General features: G+C 61.9%; 14 protein-coding genes. 7 read left to right on the forward strand and 7 right to left on the reverse strand.

All coding sequences use genetic code 11. The features are described from left to right. Positions 1–481: 481 nt before the first annotated feature. The 4 genes from GLR48_RS22750 to GLR48_RS22765 all read left to right on the forward strand — a co-directional run bounded on the left by GLR48_RS22750 (position 482) and on the right by GLR48_RS22765 (position 6,129). Positions 482–688 carry a hypothetical protein gene (locus GLR48_RS22750; protein ID WP_007120662.1) on the forward strand — a complete coding sequence of 69 codons (207 nt, stop codon included), beginning with the start codon at positions 482–484 and terminating at the stop codon, positions 686–688. 518 nt (positions 689–1,206) lie between these two features. Next, positions 1,207–1,800 (forward strand): transposase, encoded by a 594-nt coding sequence (locus GLR48_RS22755; RefSeq protein ID WP_237066021.1) that lies wholly within the window; start codon positions 1,207–1,209, stop codon positions 1,798–1,800. After that, positions 1,787–4,120: a relaxase/mobilization nuclease domain-containing protein gene (locus GLR48_RS22760; RefSeq protein ID WP_237066026.1), complete on the forward strand. Its 2,334-nt coding sequence runs from the start codon at positions 1,787–1,789 to the stop codon at positions 4,118–4,120. Before GLR48_RS22755 ends, GLR48_RS22760 begins: the two co-directional genes overlap by 14 nt. Positions 4,121–4,185: 65 nt before the next feature. Then, positions 4,186–6,129 carry a type IV secretory system conjugative DNA transfer family protein gene (locus tag GLR48_RS22765; RefSeq protein WP_237066281.1) on the forward strand — a complete coding sequence of 648 codons (1,944 nt, stop codon included), beginning with the start codon at positions 4,186–4,188 and terminating at the stop codon, positions 6,127–6,129. A 155-nt stretch (positions 6,130–6,284) separates the two neighbouring features. On the opposite strand, the gene GLR48_RS22770 is transcribed toward GLR48_RS22765, so the two are convergent. Next, positions 6,285–6,734, reverse strand: a complete 450-nt coding sequence (locus GLR48_RS22770; protein WP_224769642.1) for a type II toxin-antitoxin system VapC family toxin — start codon at positions 6,732–6,734, stop codon at positions 6,285–6,287. Between the two features lie 53 nt (positions 6,735–6,787). Next, entirely contained in the window at positions 6,788–7,909 is a 1,122-nt protein-coding gene (locus GLR48_RS22775; RefSeq protein WP_237066034.1) for an XRE family transcriptional regulator, read from the reverse strand. A 90-nt stretch (positions 7,910–7,999) separates the two neighbouring features. On the opposite strand from GLR48_RS22775, the gene GLR48_RS22780 reads away from it, so the two are divergent. Genes GLR48_RS22780 through GLR48_RS22790 form a run of 3 tightly spaced genes read left to right on the forward strand, consistent with a single transcriptional unit; the run spans position 8,000 to position 10,448 of the window. Continuing rightward, positions 8,000–8,200: a DUF2188 domain-containing protein gene (locus GLR48_RS22780; protein WP_237066036.1), complete on the forward strand. Its 201-nt coding sequence runs from the start codon at positions 8,000–8,002 to the stop codon at positions 8,198–8,200. 26 nt (positions 8,201–8,226) lie between these two features. Then, a complete protein-coding gene (locus GLR48_RS22785) occupies positions 8,227–9,252 on the forward strand; it encodes a CBASS cGAMP-activated phospholipase (protein WP_237066038.1) in 1,026 nt (341 codons plus the stop codon). Continuing rightward, positions 9,249–10,448, forward strand: a complete 1,200-nt coding sequence (locus GLR48_RS22790; RefSeq protein WP_237066048.1) for a nucleotidyltransferase domain-containing protein — start codon at positions 9,249–9,251, stop codon at positions 10,446–10,448. Before GLR48_RS22785 ends, GLR48_RS22790 begins: the two co-directional genes overlap by 4 nt. Positions 10,449–11,057: 609 nt before the next feature. Here GLR48_RS22790 and GLR48_RS22795 read toward each other — a convergent pair. From GLR48_RS22795 to GLR48_RS22815, 5 genes are all read right to left on the reverse strand, one after another. After that, entirely contained in the window at positions 11,058–12,137 is a 1,080-nt protein-coding gene (locus tag GLR48_RS22795) for a type IV secretion system protein (protein WP_009815563.1), read from the reverse strand. Between the two features lie 407 nt (positions 12,138–12,544). Then, the gene (locus GLR48_RS22800) at positions 12,545–12,733 is read right to left on the reverse strand and encodes a hypothetical protein (protein WP_009820227.1); all 189 of its coding nucleotides are present in this window, start codon (positions 12,731–12,733) and stop codon (positions 12,545–12,547) included. After that, positions 12,730–13,716, reverse strand: coding sequence for an ATPase, T2SS/T4P/T4SS family (locus tag GLR48_RS22805; protein ID WP_237066063.1), 987 nt, complete (start codon positions 13,714–13,716; stop codon positions 12,730–12,732). The genes GLR48_RS22800 and GLR48_RS22805 overlap by 4 nt, the downstream gene beginning before the upstream one ends. 4 nt (positions 13,717–13,720) lie before the next feature. After that, positions 13,721–15,100 (reverse strand): TrbI/VirB10 family protein, encoded by a 1,380-nt coding sequence (locus GLR48_RS22810; RefSeq protein WP_237066065.1) that lies wholly within the window; start codon positions 15,098–15,100, stop codon positions 13,721–13,723. After that, on the reverse strand, positions 15,097–15,792 hold the full coding sequence (locus tag GLR48_RS22815) for a TrbG/VirB9 family P-type conjugative transfer protein (RefSeq protein ID WP_237066080.1): 696 nt from the start codon (positions 15,790–15,792) through the stop codon (positions 15,097–15,099). The genes GLR48_RS22810 and GLR48_RS22815 overlap by 4 nt, the downstream gene beginning before the upstream one ends.

A 15,792-nucleotide genomic window follows, 5' to 3' on the forward strand; every position in this document is an offset into this window, starting at 1 on the left:
CGGTCACGCGTGATCGGCAGTCTGCGGCGGCCAGCACCGTTATCCCTCTACCCGGTCCGTCAGCGTGCGGCCCATCCGCATCGGTACGGGCTGGGGATGGTGCGCACCTCACGCACATCGTCAGCGGGGCAAGACGCGAGGGGTCGAGACGTCGCACTTGAGGCTGAAGACTTGCGCGTCCCTCCGGTGGTGTTTCGGAACATCGCATCCACGCAGGCGGGCTCCGTCAGCACCCCGGCCAGGCTCGGCGGGACGAGGACGCGGATGGTGGCGGCGGGGTGATGGCATGGGTCATCCGGGTCACTCCTTTTTGCTATGCATGTGGATCGCACGGGGTCGGCCCGTTCGTGCCCTCAGCTCGCGCTTCGGTAAGCACAAATACGGCTTCCACGGCTGGCCGCGGACCCTCCGCATTTGCGCTTGCGACCGGGCCTCTTGCCCCCGTGCCGGGTGATCCCCATCGCAACAAGGAGTAACCCAAATGACCAACCACTACGTCGCCACCGTCCCCGTCAAGTTCACCGACACCGATGGCCAGGAGCGCACCCGTTTTCAGCGCGTGGGTGCGATGTTCCGCAACACTCGCAACGGGGACGGCTCGGAGTTCTTCAGCCTCAAGCTCGACTTCCCGGTCGCGGTCTCGGAGCTGGTGATGTTCCCACCGAGCGCGAAAGATCCCCAGGACTAAATCCTCTGACGAGGATGGGCCGCCCCAGGACGATCTTGGGGCGGCCCTGTCCCTGTTCCAGGGATGCCGGTCCCTGCGCGTTCAACGGACGCACTCCGCCCGGAATGATCAGGCCGCGACAGACCGGCCAGTCAGCCTCAAGGGGGCCATCCACAAAAACCTATCGGCCAGGGCCTCCCGGTTTTTGCGGCAGAGATTTGGCAAGCCAAATCTGGCCCTCCTTGACCCTGCCTGTCCGCCCTGTCGGTGGGGTTTGCGCCCGCCCGCGGTTCCGTCCGAACACTTGGCGTTCGGCCAGAGCCTCGGGCGGGGCTGGTGGACGGGACCCCTAGGACAGGTGGGTCGCCTGGTGGTGAGGGCGGCAGAGCCGCGTCCCTGCGGGCCGCGGCGTGAAGCGGACACCAAGGCTGCCTGAGTCTGAATGCGACGTAAGTATATAATTGACAGTTTTGTATATTATCGTAAGGTGGAAGCAGCCTTGGTGGAAGGTGGCAGGAAATAGGGGGTCTTTCTTCCGCATGTCCCGAACAAAACGCCTGACAGAGATCGAGAAGATGCAGATCGTCCGCGAGGCCGCGGAGGGTGTGCCGACGTCCGAGCTGGCCGAGCGTTTCGAGGTCACATCGCGGGCCGTGCGCTACGTCCTGAAAGCCGATGTCGAGCGCCAGACGGATGCCGCGATCCCGGTCTCAGCGGTCAGTGTGAAGGTCACGGCTGCGGAGCTTGCGGCCCTTGACGCGGTGTTGGCGAAAGCGGGGATCGAGAGCCGGGCCGAGGGGCTGCGGCGGCTCATTCAGGCCGCAGGCGGGGTGTTCGTTCCGGACGCGCAGTTGGCGGCAGAGATGGCGCGCTATCGCGCCTCGCTGCACGAGGTCGGCAATGGGGTCGCGCAGATCGCCAAGCAGATGACGCAGGCCAACCGGCGGGGGCAGGGGGCCGTGGGCGGCACGAGTGCCGAGTTCACCGAATTGCGCCTTGCGCAGATGCGCGGGCTGGCGCGGTTCATCCTGGATTCCGCTGACGAGATCGATCTGCTTCTGCGCCGCCGTCGCGATGGGATGCAGCTGCAGGCCACGGCCGCGCTGAGGGAGTTTGCCCATGCGGCTGAATGATGCCGTCCATGCCGTCACGGGCGAGGTCTTCCGGGATGGCTGGAGCCGCGTCCGGGGCTCGATGCAGGGGCTGCATGTTGCCAAGCAGACCCAGCTCGCGCGCGCGTCAGCTGGGCATCGGCCAGCGGTCTTCAAGGCGATCCGGGGCGGGGGCACGCATACCAAATCGCAGCTTGCAAACCAGCTCGACTACCTCACCACCAAGTCCACCCATATCGTCGACAGTAGCGGGTTCCTGGATGGCAAGGCGAAGCTCGAGGCGGGCGACATCAAGGACCTCACCGAGCGCTTTGCCAAGCGGTGGGGTGCGGGCTTCAAGCCCAAGCTGGGCCAGACGACCCATATGCTCATGTCGTTCCCCATTGGCACGCGCGGGGAGGATGTGCGCGACATCGCAACCGATGTGGCCGAGCGGTTCTTCCAGACTGATGAGGGGCATTTCGATTACATCATCGCGGTGCATGAGGACCGCGATCACCCCCATGCGCATCTGGTGCTGAACCGCCGCTCGCAGGAAGGCGAGTTCTTCTTTCTGGGGCGCAACCACCGCTTCAACTATGACGACTTCCGCCTCGCCATGGTCGAGGAGGCCGAGAAGTATGGCGTGCGGCTGGAAGCCACGCGCCGGGTGGATCGCGGGGTTGTGCATTACCCAGCCCGGACCAGCGAGGTCTACGCCGCGAAAGAAGAGGGTCGCGCGCCCCGCGAGCGCGAACGCGTGGGGACCGACCTAACCCGGACGCTGGCGGAGATCGCCAACACCAGAACCGTCTACCATTCGCTTGCTGCGGAGGCCTCCCGGGAGGCCCGCGAGGATATTGCCGCAGCACTCTTCCGCGCGGGCGAGGTGCTGGCGCATGGCGGGCAGGTGGACCGAACAGGAGATGTGTATATGGCCGAGGATCAAAGCTTCGAGGATCTCAGAAGCCTCTATGCGGAAAAGCTCGCGCGGGTGCAGGGCATGATCGCCGAGAAGTCTGACGCGGAACGTCCCGTGCTGGAAAAACGTCTCATCGAGATCCAGACGCAGGTCCAGCACATGCAGCCTCTCGGTTTGCGATCATCCACGCTGTCAGAGACCCCCTCGGAAGGCGGGATCTATTCCGAAGCCAATATCGACGCCAGCCAGCGCGAGCGTCTGGCAGAGCCCGATCTGAGATCGCGCATTGACGCGGCACTACACGGCACCGGGATCAGCACATCGGAAGTGGTGGCCCGGATCGAGACGGGGGCCTCGAGCGCCGCGCTGGAGCATCAATGGATCGCAGATGATCTCTCCAAGGTGGCCGAAGCGCGGGATCTCAACCTCGAGCGCCGCGCCGATCTGGAACAGGCGCGAGACATTCTCAACGGTGTGCATGTGGAACTTGGCACGCTGTTGGAGCGCGAGAACGTGCTGCGCCGGGATGGTGTCGTGGAGGAGGAAGCGGTCGGCGAGCGGTTCCACTATCACGAGGACGCGGTGCGGGCGATGGAAGGGACAATCCGTCAGGAGATGCGCGCAGACGGTCTGACAGCGCAGCAGATCGAGGACCGGGATTGGGAGGTTGTATCGCGAGCGGAGCGCCGGATCGAGACGGAGCAGCGCACGTATCTCGAAGCACACCCGGACCTGCTCGCACGCCCCGGCGATGTGATTGACCGGTCTGAGCCCTACAGGGAGACCGTCACCGATGCGGCCCGCGCCAGCGAGATCACCAGCGAGGTCGACCGCATCATGGAGGGACGCGACCTCCGCACGCCTGTTGCAGATGCTGTCACGGATGACTTGCGCGCGCGCTATCCGGACATGCCGTCCCACCTCGCCCGCGGGCTCGGCGCGACCTATGCGGCCGTCGTCGAGATCCGCGACACGGAGGTCATCAATCAGGTCCGCCGCGAAAACGAGTTGCGCGACGGGCTCGGTTCTGGCACGCGCGACGCACTCCTCGCAGCCCGCGGTGAAACTGCTTCGCAGTCTGGCCGTGCCGACCGCCTAGCAGACGAGATTGCGCGTGTCCTGGACCATGAGCGGGCCGGGGAATTGTCCGCGCCCTTCGAGACCGAGGCGGAGCGGGACGCCTTTCGCGACGAGATCGCGCGGGTGCTGGACGTTCGCCAACGCGATCGGCTCACATCCGGCGATGCCGATGCGCTGGACAAGGTTCTCGAGGACCGCCTCGACCGGCTCTATGTCGCCAAGGTCTATCTGCAATCGGATGCAGCAACGGCCAACACGGAGGCCCTGCGCCAGGTGGTCGATGATCTTGCCGACACCGAATATGAAAAACACCGCACCGCTGACGTGGATGGCGAGACCGAGCGGGGTCAGGTCCATTGAGCGCCTCCACGGGAAAAGCGCGGATCGCAACAGGGGTCTTGCTGGTGACGCTGGTGACCGCCGCCATGGGCTATACCTTCGCCTCGGCGGTGCTGACCTACCAGGATCTCGGCTTCGGGGCCGAGATCGACTTTGCCTATATCGCGCAGAACTACATGGCGATCCTCGATCGCCGCCCGGAGGACGCCCAACTTATTCACCTGATCATCGGCAGCTTCGCCGCCGCCGGCCTCATGCTGAGCCTCGCCCTCTCGGGGTCCGCCCTGACACGCTTTGGCCAGACCCATTGGCAGAGCGCGCGCGAGATGAAGGCCAATGGGTTCTTCGGGGCGCCCGGCACCGGGTTCATCCTCGGCAAGCTGGGGCCGCCGGGCTCCCGCGCCAGCTACATCTGCTCCAAGGTCTTCCCCCATGCGCTGATCGTGGCGCCCACGGGCCGCGGCAAGACCACGGGCTTCGTCATTCCGAACCTGTTGACCTGGAAAGGCTCCGCCGTGACGCTCGATGTGAAGGGCGAGTGTTTCGAGGCCACGGCCCGGCACCGCGCAGCTCAAGGCGACAAGGTCTATCGCTTTGCCCCCACCGATTGGGAGGGCAAGCGCACGCATCGCTACAACCCGCTCCTGCGTATCTTCGAGCTGAAAGATCCCGCGCGCCAACAGATGGAATTACAGCTTCTGGCGACGCTCTTCCTGCAAAGCGACAATGACCGGGTGCAGGGCCTGCTCAAAGGCGGGATCGATCTCTTCGTGGCGGCAGGTCTGCTGGCGTTCCAGCGCAAGCGCCCCACCTTGGGCGAGATCTATCGCATCGCGGCCTCCGGAGGGAACAAGCAGAAGGAATACTTCGCGCGGGGCCATGAGGTCGACAACAGGGCCGCCAAGCTGATCTTCACCCGGCTGGCCTCAACCAACAACGACACGCTGACCTCATACGTCTCGCTCCTGATGACCTCGGGGCTCGATCAATGGCAGAACCCGGCCATCGACGAGGCGACGGCGGTCTCGGACTTTGATTTCCGGACGATCCGCAAGAAGCCCTTTTCGGTCTATCTCGTGGTCCAGCCGCTGATGGTAAAGCCACTCGCACCGCTGATCCGGCTGTTTTTCTCCGATCTCCTCTCCGCCATGCAGGAAAAGGACCCGGGGCCGGATGAGCCCTGGCCCGTAATGATCATGCTCGACGAGTTCAATCGCCTCGGAAAAATGCCGATCGTGGTCGAGAGCATCGAGACGCTGCGGACCTATCGTGGTCACCTCGCTGTGGTCACCCAAACCATTCCCGCCCTCGATGAAATCTATGGCGAGAATACCCGGCGCGCCCTGCAGGGCAATGCCGGCGTGAAGCTCTACCTGACGCCCTCGGATGAGAAAACGGTCGAGGAGCTCAGCAAGGCTGTCGGAAAGACCACAAAGACCGTCATCACGCGGTCCCAGTCCATCGGCAAGAACCCCTTCGAGGGCCGCAGCCAATCGACCCGGACTGAAGAGAGCTCGTTGTTGCCTGAAGACGAAGCGCGCCGTCTGCCCCTCGACGAGATTGTCATGGTGATCGATGCCCAGATGCCGGTCCGGGCAAAGCGGATCCAGTATTTTGATGATCGGCTGTTCAAGGCGATCCACGCGGCACAGACGGGCGAGTTGCCGTTTCCGAAGCCGGGGGGAGGGGGATCGCAGGGCAATCTCCCGTTGAGCGTGCGCGCCATGCCGATGACTCCGCCTTCGAACGGACCAGGTGGGTCTGACGCCGTTGTGGAGACCGCACACCAAGATGCTGGCAGCCAAACGTCAAAGCAAACCGACGTCGCTCCAAAAAAGACCGCGCCTGTCGTTCAAACCGTTATCGCCGAGGAACAGCGCCAGATGGAGATGGATTTTGGAAGCCAGGTCGCCGATGCAGAGGCAGCGAGCGTAGCTGATGAGGCGCAGATGCGTTCTGCAGTCGATGGCTTGGAGGACATGGAAGCGATGCTGCGAGAGGAGGATGGTGAAAGGCTGGTTGCGCGATAGGGTGGCGGGCATGGCGACCTGCGCGTAGCTTCCGTAACGCTGAATGTCACAAACGATGCTTTTTGACGCCGAAAAAAGGGGCTGGTTTGCATGACCGTTCGATCTTTCGCTCGGAACGTCGTGGGCAGGGTCCAGCCATCTCCACCTTGTTCAGATTATGCCCCGAGACGGCGCAGCCGCTTGTCGATCTCGGCGGGGGGTAGGAAGACCGCCTCATCCGCCCGCCAGATTTGCAGGGCGGAGACAAGAAGCCCGACATCGCAGGCTTCGGCGGCGTGCAGCTCGTCGATGATCCAGAGGACGCCATGAACGCGCACCGCGCGAGCGGTGGCGACCTTGCGTAGAAGGTTGTCGCCGGTTAGGAGGATGCCGTTTTCTTGGCAGGTTGTCGTCACGAGGGCGAAGCAATCATTGGCCGACAGGCGGCTATGTTCCCGCTTTAGAGCGAAAACCCGCGCGACTTCTTCCCCCGGCAGATCGTAGGTGGCGAGGCCGCCGTCTTCGAGCATCCGCCATTCCTGCGCCGTGAAATCGAGCAGCTCCTCCTCACGGATGGGCAGGGGCACGATGAAGCGATAGGGCAGCCGCAGCAGGACGTGCAGCAACTCTCCCTTCTTCAAGTCGATCAGACAGGACGCATCATTGACGACAACACAGGTCACTGGTCACGAGGCCCCCTGATGTCGCGTTCGACAACGCTCAAGGGGAGCCCGAGCATCTGCGCCGCCCGCACGGGGGAAATCATCTCCTCGCCGAGCGCGCGCCAGACGAGGCGCTCGAAGCGCTGCGGCTTCTCGAAGGCCGCAAAGCCCTCGCCTGGACCGATAGGCTCCGGCTCCTCGCGCCGCCAGCTTCGCGCATAGGTCTTGAACGCATATTCCACAGCGCTCTTCGACAGGATGCCCACCTGGCCGAGCCGCACGAGCATCGCGGCGGCGGAGACGCCATAGGTGCGCTTGAGCCGCATGATCTCTATCCAGGTCATGCCGTGACGGTTTCGGCCAGCTTCCTCTTCCAGATGCTCACGCGGAATGAGGAACGCCCCCGCGAAGCGGTGCATCGAGGGCTCCTTTTTCAGTGCGGCATTGCCGGTTTCGGTGATGATCCGGTGCGCGAGTTCGTGGGCGAGGTTGAAGCGCTTGCGTTCGACATTGGTGTGCCGCGAGACGATGATCACCTCAGTCGGTGCGCCCTCCGCCCGTTCGACATGACAGGCCAGCCCGTTGATGCGTTCCGGGAGATCGGCCTCGATGACCTTGAGTCCCTTGTCTTCGAGCAGGGCGGTCATACTCGGGATCGGGTCGATCCCAAGCTGCCACTCGCGCCGCACGTCCCGCGCCTTGGCGTCGATGGCCTCTTCATCGGCCACCATGTCCACGCGCAGCGCGGCGAAGGGGTCTTCAGCGGGGTGCATATCGAGGATGTCCTCGATGGCGAGATAGTCTTCGAGCTTCTCGATGACGATGGATTCCGCCATCGCGCGATCCTGCGCCGAGGCGGTCGAGTTCTTTCGCCACTCGACGCTTTCCAGAGCTTCGACCTGACCGCCGAGCAGGAAGTCCAGTGACACGCCGAGCGCCTTGCCGAGGCCGACCAGCACCGACGAGGACGGCATCATCTTGTCCGCCTCGTATTTGCTGATGGCCTGCGCTGACACGCTTGGGGTTACGCGCTCCGCGAGCGCTTGCATGGATAGACCCGCCCGCTTGCGGGCAAGCCTGAGTCTTTGTCCGAACATGATCCTCTCCCGGCGGTTATTGTTGTGGTTGATAAACGCCATTTCTTTATATACATTTTAACACAAGGTTGTCGCATCGTCAACCGAAATCGACACGTGAGGCTTGAAATGTCTAAGAAAAATTAGCATGTTGTGCCGCATGAAAGCGGTTGGGCAGTGAAGGGGGCGGGTAACTCCCGCGCGTCTTCCGTCCACGGCACGCAGCGCGAGGCCATCACGGCCGCGCGGGAATCCGCCATTCGTCAGGGCAGCGAGATGCTGATCCACGGCGAGAACGGTCGCATCCGCGAGCGCAACACCTATGGCAAGGACCCGTATCCGCCGAAAGGCTGAAGGGCATAAGCGGAATGGATGTTAGGATGAGCAACGGTGGGAACAACAGGCAGATACGTCGCATCCTCTCCATCGACGGGGGCGGGATTAAGGGCACGATGCCCGCTGCATTCCTCGCGGGGCTCGAGGAAGATCTGGGCCAGCCCATTGGGCGCTATTTCGATCTCATCGCAGGCACATCGACGGGTGGCATCATCGCACTCGGCCTTGGCCTCGGCCGCACGGCAAAGGAACTGCTCGAGCTTTACGAGCGTCGCGGGCCTGTCATCTTCGGTCAGGACAATGCGGATGATGAACCGCTGGGGAGGATACGGCAGGCATGGCGCACCCTCACCGCCACAGGTCGGCACGTAGTCGGTCCAAAGCACGATGCGGCAATTCTTGCCCGTGAACTCAAGGCCGTTCTCAACAACGATCTGATCGGGCAATCACAGACCCGGTTGGTGATCCCGGCGTGGGATGCCGATCTCCGCAGCCCTTATATCTACAAGACCGCGCATCACACACGCCTGCAAACCGATTATCGCAAGACTGCGCTTGATGCCGCCCTGGCTACGGCAGCGGCACCTACGTATTTCAAGCGACATCGCACTGCTGATGATATTGGCCTGACCGATGGCGGGACATGGGCCAACAATCCCACAGCCATTGCTGTCGTCGAAGCCATCACTCTTCTGGGGTGGCATCCGTCAGACCTGCGCATTCTGAGCCTGGGGTGTCTGGACGAAGTCTACATGCTGCCCGAAAGTCCAGGGTTTGCCGGACTCGGCCTCAAAGTCCTCAACCTTTACGCGGATGGGCAATCACATGGCGCCCTCTGCATGGCAAAACTTCTGACGGGACATCCTTACGATGGGGATCGCATCTACCGCATTTCGCCGTCTGTCCCGAGCGGGTTTTTTACCTTGGATGACACCACGAAGATCGGCCGCCTCAAGGGCCTCGGTATGTCAGAAGCCCGAAAAGCAAAGCCCCACCTGACCCCGATCTTTTTCACCCAGCCTGCCGATACCTTCGTGCCGGTCTATCAACTCAAGGAGAAAGCGGCATGAATCAGATGTTGCGACAGCCGCTGACCGACAGTGATATTCGGCGGCGCACGCAGATATTCACCATCCTGGACGAGATAGGCGAGGATCTGGACCTCACCGAAACCCAGTTTGATCGTGCGCGCCAGAGCTATGGTGCCGTCGGAGATTGGCTGTCCGGTTCAACTGATCCCCTACTCGTCAGTGTTCTGGTCTATCTCCAAGGGTCCAGTGCGCTTGGAACGGCCGTGAAGCCAATCGGGCGGCGGGAATTCGATGTCGATCTGATCTGCTTTTGTGCAGGTATCGCGTCCGGCATCTCACCAGCGACCCTGAAGGCGGCGGTTGGAAACCGGCTCAAGGAACACGCCACCTATGTGCGCATTCTCGAAGAAAAAAAGCGTTGTTGGCGTTTCAACTATGCGGGGGACTTCCACCTCGAACTATCCCCGACGATAGCAAACCCGGTCTGCGGCAACCGGGGCGAATTGGTGCCCGACCGGGCTCTGAAGGAATGGCATCCGACAAACCCGCGGGCCTACAAGACCCTGTTCGATGAGCGCGCCGCACTCCGGCCTACCTTTGTGGGCAAGTTTATCGCCATGCAGCGGGACGAGGCGACGGTGGAGCCGTTCCCCGTCCGAGAAGCAGTGAAAGGCATCCTGCGCCGCATCGTGCAATTGCTCAAACGGCACCGCGACGTTTTTTATCAGAACAACACGCAAGACGTGGCCCCGATTTCCGTTATCATTACCACCCTTGCGATGCAGACCTATGCCTATTGCGTGCGCAACCACGTCTTCCATGACGAAATGGATCTGTTGGTCGAAACGATCCGGATGATGCCGCACTTCATCGACCGCCCCATTCTGGACGGACGGCGGGGCTATGCCATCCTGAACGAGACAACCAACGGGGAAAACTTCGCCGACAATTGGAACAAGGATGAACGCCGGGCACCAGCATTCTATGCGTGGCACGCACAAACTCTGTCCGACTTTGAAGTCCTTCGCGATGCTGTTGGTCAGGACCGTGTGTCATTGAACATGGAGCGTTCGTTCGGTTCCGGTGTCACCGGACGGGTTCTCGGCAACCGCGTCAATGCGGTGTCGGATGGTCGCAAATCGGGTCTGCTTTCTGTCGCACCTGTGGTCGGGCTGACGACATCGAAGGTCGCAGCATCAACGACCGTGCCCACAAATACGTTCTTCGGTGATTGATGATAGGACGAGGCGGGCAATACGACCTGACCCTGTCGCAGCAGCTGCTGTTCCTGAAGGCAAGCCCGGCTATCAGTGGTGTGGGGCAGGTCCGCGCAAACAAATTGACATGGCAAGAGCCTATACAACCGACCGCCTTGGCGCGCTCCTACCTTGCCACTATCACGCTTTAGCCGGGTCAAACGCCCGGTGTTCAGATAGACGACCCGGATCTGGAGTTGCTGGCGGCAGGGCGTCCTTTGCCTCACGTCTACAGAGATCCGCTGCGCCTTTGTCTTTATCTTCCAGGTGCCAGGGAATGGGACGCGCGGAAGCGGATCGACCAAACCATCATTCCGTGGACTTACCTTTGGCTCTATTATTTCGAAGATTGGCTTTGGTCAGACGACTGGAAAGGTGAAGGGCAACACCCCGGCGAAGAGCCTGAGCCAGTTGGCAATCGGGCGATGCGCAGGGCCGTGGCACGGTGCTAAAATTGTCGATTCCGCCTGTGGCAGAAACGGTCGTGTTTGGCCACGTGCCTTGTGTCGCGAGGGATCAACCGTTTAGCAATGACAAAAACCCGCGGCGAAACCTTTGCAGTTTTGGCAAGTTTTTGGCACCTGGCTGTCACCGCCTGCCCAACCTACCAAGTCTCGAAAGCTGTGCCAGCATTCGGGCGCCTGTTCCGGTTGCGTCACCCGGACGAGCCGCAGTTGGCCCTCCAGCAGTATTTGGCCGGCTCGGCAAGGCTTGCACGCCGAAGAATTGTCGCGCTCGAAGGGCTGCGTATTCAGCCCCAGTTGCGCCACCGATGGCATAGCGATTGTAAACTTGTTGGCTACCTGCAAGCCCTCTGGCGAAGGCATAGCTTCCCCCGAACCCGGCTGAGAGTGCTGGCATCATGATGTTTCCGGAAATCGCCCGAACCAAGAAAGGCGTTGCTATGATGAAACCCTTTGCCATCAGCACCATCATGAAAAATGGGATAAGGGCCCCTATGTTCGAGGCTCCCTCCGGGTCGCCAAGCTCGGCAAGAAGCGCCCGAGAGACCCCCGTGATCGTCGCGAACACTCCGGCGACGACGATCGGATACATCGCGAATGAAATGAGCGCGGATAACCAGCGCGCGAAATAATCCTTGGTCACCTCGAACAGGGTCAAGAAGATCATCACTGGCGCAATGCCAATTAGCAGAGCGATCATGAGCCGGGACGCCACAACAATGAACGCCGCCAACCCGCCAAGAATCGAGAGCAGCAGAACCCCAAGTGTGTCAAGCAAGGCACCCGCCATCCAGTTCAGCTCAGATCCCGCAGCATTCAGATAGTCCCCGAGCGCTGCAATCAGTTCGTCAAATTCCTCTGCAAAGGTACCGGACGGACCAGGTGATCCGCCGCCGACAGAAGCCACAAGTGCCCCGGCAATGCTGTCAATTCCGTTCAGTATTGCTGAGGCAAGCGCATTGAACTGGACCCAGTTGGCCGCGAAGACCCCTATAAGTCCGACCTTCACGGCCAGCCAAAAGGCAGTTCGGCCGTCCATGGCGCGATACTGGTAGATCATGTTGATGAAGACCAGAATGACAACCAGTGTTGTGCCCAGAACCAGCAACGTGCCGACCGTTGCTGCGACCGCACCAAACTGAGTTTCGGCAGCGGTATCTAGATACCCTTCGGACGTTTCCACGAAGTAGGTGACGACACTCATGGATTGCTACCAGTTGCCAGCTGCTACGCAGATTGGCATGGCGGCGCGGCGCAGTTCATTTGCCTGTCGTCGGTATTCGGACGTCGCTTCTACAACGTCCCAGTATTTAGATGAAGCATAGCGCTCTGTGTAGAAGCGTACGGCGTCCTCCCAAGTTGGATACCGTGTGGGACAGTCGCAGTTTTGCGAGTCTACGACGCGCTCCATGCTTTGAGCCCGATATATCTGTTGGATCAAAAGGCGCTTATAGGATTCGCGCACATTGATGTTCTGCATCCACTTCGGCTCAGGTGGCTGGTCTGGGCAAACATTTGGGTGGTTGTCGAGCGTCGGGATCAGGTTCCGCTCGGCTACGCCAGCAGTTGTGCCAAAGATCAAGAGCAGGCCAGCGACTGCAATAGCCCGTGTCATTCCGATGCCGCCTTCATTGTACCAGTCTCACGCTTCAAGAAAGTGGTGTAGCCGTAGTCGCCGGCTTCGGCGGTGATAACCTCCCACCCTTCCGCGCCGCGCTCATTCAAAGCACGTCGCACCTCGTCGTAGTCCTTTTGCTTCTTCACCGGAAAGAACAGGATGTCATATTCAAAGGTTTTCATGGGGAAGTTCCAATCTCAGTTGCGCCGGGGAGGTAGAATTCGGTGATGCCGCGTTTGCCGTCATGGCGACCGGCCTGAATGATCACATCGATGGAGTTCTCGATGTACTGGATCATGTCGGTATAGGTCATCGGGATCTCGGTCTTGAGCGCCGCGATCGCGAGCCGCTGCACGGCGAGTTGCGGGGTTTCGGCATGCAGCGTGGTCATGGACCCGCCATGGCCGGTGTTGATTGCTTCCAGAAAGGTCATCGCCTCCTTGCCGCGCACCTCGCCCAGGATGATCCGGTCGGGGCGCATGCGCAGCGTGGCGGTGAGAAGCACATCGGCGGTCTGGAATTCTGCGTCGCGATTGGCGATGAGGGTCACGGCATTTGGCTGGGTCGGCAAAAGCTCGGCGGCTTCTTCGATGGTCACGATGCGTTCCTCGGCCGGTACATGAGAGAGGATCTTACGCGCGGCCACGGTCTTGCCGGTGGAGGTGCCGCCCGAGACGATCATGTTGAGTTTGTTCTCGACGCAGAAGGCGAGCGCATCATCGATCAAACCCGCGGCCACCACGGCGCGCAAGACGCGCTTTTTTTCGACGCGCAGGTCTTCGAGCTTGCGCTCTTTTCCGTAGAGGAAATCGAGCGAGATCCCCTCAAGCGGCAGGCTCGAGAAAAACCGCAGGCTGATGGACATGGCGTTTAGAACGGCAGGCGGGGTGATAACCTGTGCGCGGATCGGGCGCCCCTTATAGGTGATCGAGACCGAGACGATGGGGTGGTCCTTGCTCATCGTGGTATTGGCCGAGGAGGCGATCTGGTTGCCGAGGTCCCTGACCTGAACGCCGGTCAGCCTTTGATCCAGCGCGCGCATGAAGTGATCGCCCTGGAATTCGCCCCAACAGGTCCCGTCGGGGTTGATGCAGATCTCGATGACATCGTCGCGGGCGGCGGCGTCGATCCGGTCGAGCGAGGTTTCGAGATAGCTCAGCGACATGGGCTCAGAATATCTCCAGATCGCGGTCGACCATGACAGTAACGCGGGCGCCCTGGTCGACATATATGACGGGGCCGATGGAGAGGTAATCGCCTATGACGCTGTCCGTGGCATCTGCCAGATCATCGCCAACGTCTTCGAGAGCGTCGGCGGCAGTCTCATCCTGGACCTCGGAGGCGGCGGCACTGGGTGCTGCGGAGATCAGCGAGATCAGGGCGGCCGACCCGAAACGCTCGGCAAAGCGCGTGTCCACGAAACCGGTGACACCGGAGCGACCCAGTTCATCGCCCCCGAAAGAGCTGATCTGGACGGTCTGGCCCGCGGGCAGGATGATCCGGTCCCAAGCGATGGTGACGCGGCGCTGCGCGATATCGACACCGGCGCGGTAGCGTCCGATCAGACGGGAGCCGCGGGGGATCAGGAGGCGCGCACCATCGACGCTGTAGACATCTTCCGAGACCACGGCACGGGTCTGGCCGGGCAGGGAGCTGTCGAGGGCAGTTTCCATGACGGCCTGGATCATGGTGCCCTGCACGATGGTGTTGGAGGGATTGGCGATCACCTCGGCCTGCGTCACGGTGGAGGGCAACGCACCGTTCAGCACGAAATCCGTCACCTCGCCGAAGGTGCGTTCGGTCAAAGCCGTTTCATTCGCTCCGGACGTGCCACCAAAGGCGATGGTCGGTGAGGCGATGCGCCGCTCCTGAAAGGCGCGTTCCTCCGCGGCGCGGCGCTCCAGCTCGGCCATGCGCCGGGCTTCTTCCTCGCGGCGCAGTCGCTCTTGCTCGCGTGCGCGCAGCTCGTCTTCCGAGGGCCCGGCTGGGGCGGGTTGCGGGCGATTGGCTTCGAGTTGGACCAGCTCCAGATCCATGCGCAATTGCTCGAGGCTGCGATCCCGCGCCGTCAGTTCATCTTGGAAGCGCTGCTGTGCGGCTTCCGATGCAGCTTGCAGCGCAGCGATCTGAGCGGTCAGCGCGTCGATCGCCTCTGCGGCGGCCGTGTCTTCCTCGACGACCGGTTCGGGAGCGTTGCGCAATTCTTCGATCTGGGCCTGCAGGGCGGTGATCTGCGCCAGAAGCTCGGCATTGGGCTCGACCGGATCGGGTGCGACGAACACCACCTCGGGCTCGGGCGGGGGCAAGGTCTCGATGGTGCCAAAGCCGTCCCCCTCGTTTTGGAAGACGTCCGGGGTGGCCGTCGGCAAGGCTTCCTCTTCGTCGGGCTGTGAGAGGAGATAAAGCAGGGCACCACCCGCGCCGATGACGAGAACCACGATCAGCGCGAGAAGGGGCGACCGGCGCTGTGCCGCCGTGGGGGCGCGGGCACTGCCTTTCTCAAGGGCGGCGAGGCGCTTTTCCAGCTCAGTGTTCTCCGTATCGGTCATGAGGCCACCTCCGCGGGCGGTGTTGCCTCGATGCAGACCACCTCTTCGCCCAGTCGCAGGACCCATTGGCGATTCACCCCGGTGACGCGGATTACGCCGTCCTCAGGGGTTTGCATGTTGACCGTGCGTTCACGGCCGCCTGCGTAGCGGAAGATCGCTGGCACAGGTGCGTTCCGCGGAAACGCGAAATACGTGAACGTCCCGTCATCCCAGATGCGCGTTGGCGTAAACGCGGTCCGTGCGCTGGCACCGTAATTGTAGTTCGGCGCTTGAGCCGCGATGGCCCGGGTCGGGCGCGCAGCGTCGTCTGGATAGCGGAACTGCACGACGTAGAAGGTCGGGCTTCGGACCTCTTCGACGTTGAAATAGTAGCTGCGCGTGTTCGTGTAGACCGTCACATTGGTATGGACGCCGCGCGCGACGGGCTTGATTGCGAAGGCCTGCCCCCCCGGCACGCCATCGATCTCAAACCCTTCCGTGTCGCCCGCGATAATCGAGCGGATGCTTTCACCGATCCCAAACTCGATGGTGGTGACATGGGTGAGCGAGACGCTGAGTCGGTAGACCTGGCCTTCCTGGTAGGTGGCCAAGCGCGCCCGGCTGTCGTTGGGACCGCCACGCGGGATGGCTTCGGCAGAGGCGAGGCCGGGCAACAGGGCAATGACAAAAATAAGCGATCTTATAAACAACAA

This window comes from Loktanella sp. M215 (assembly GCF_021735925.1).
Taxonomy (GTDB): Bacteria; Pseudomonadota; Alphaproteobacteria; order Rhodobacterales; family Rhodobacteraceae; genus Loktanella.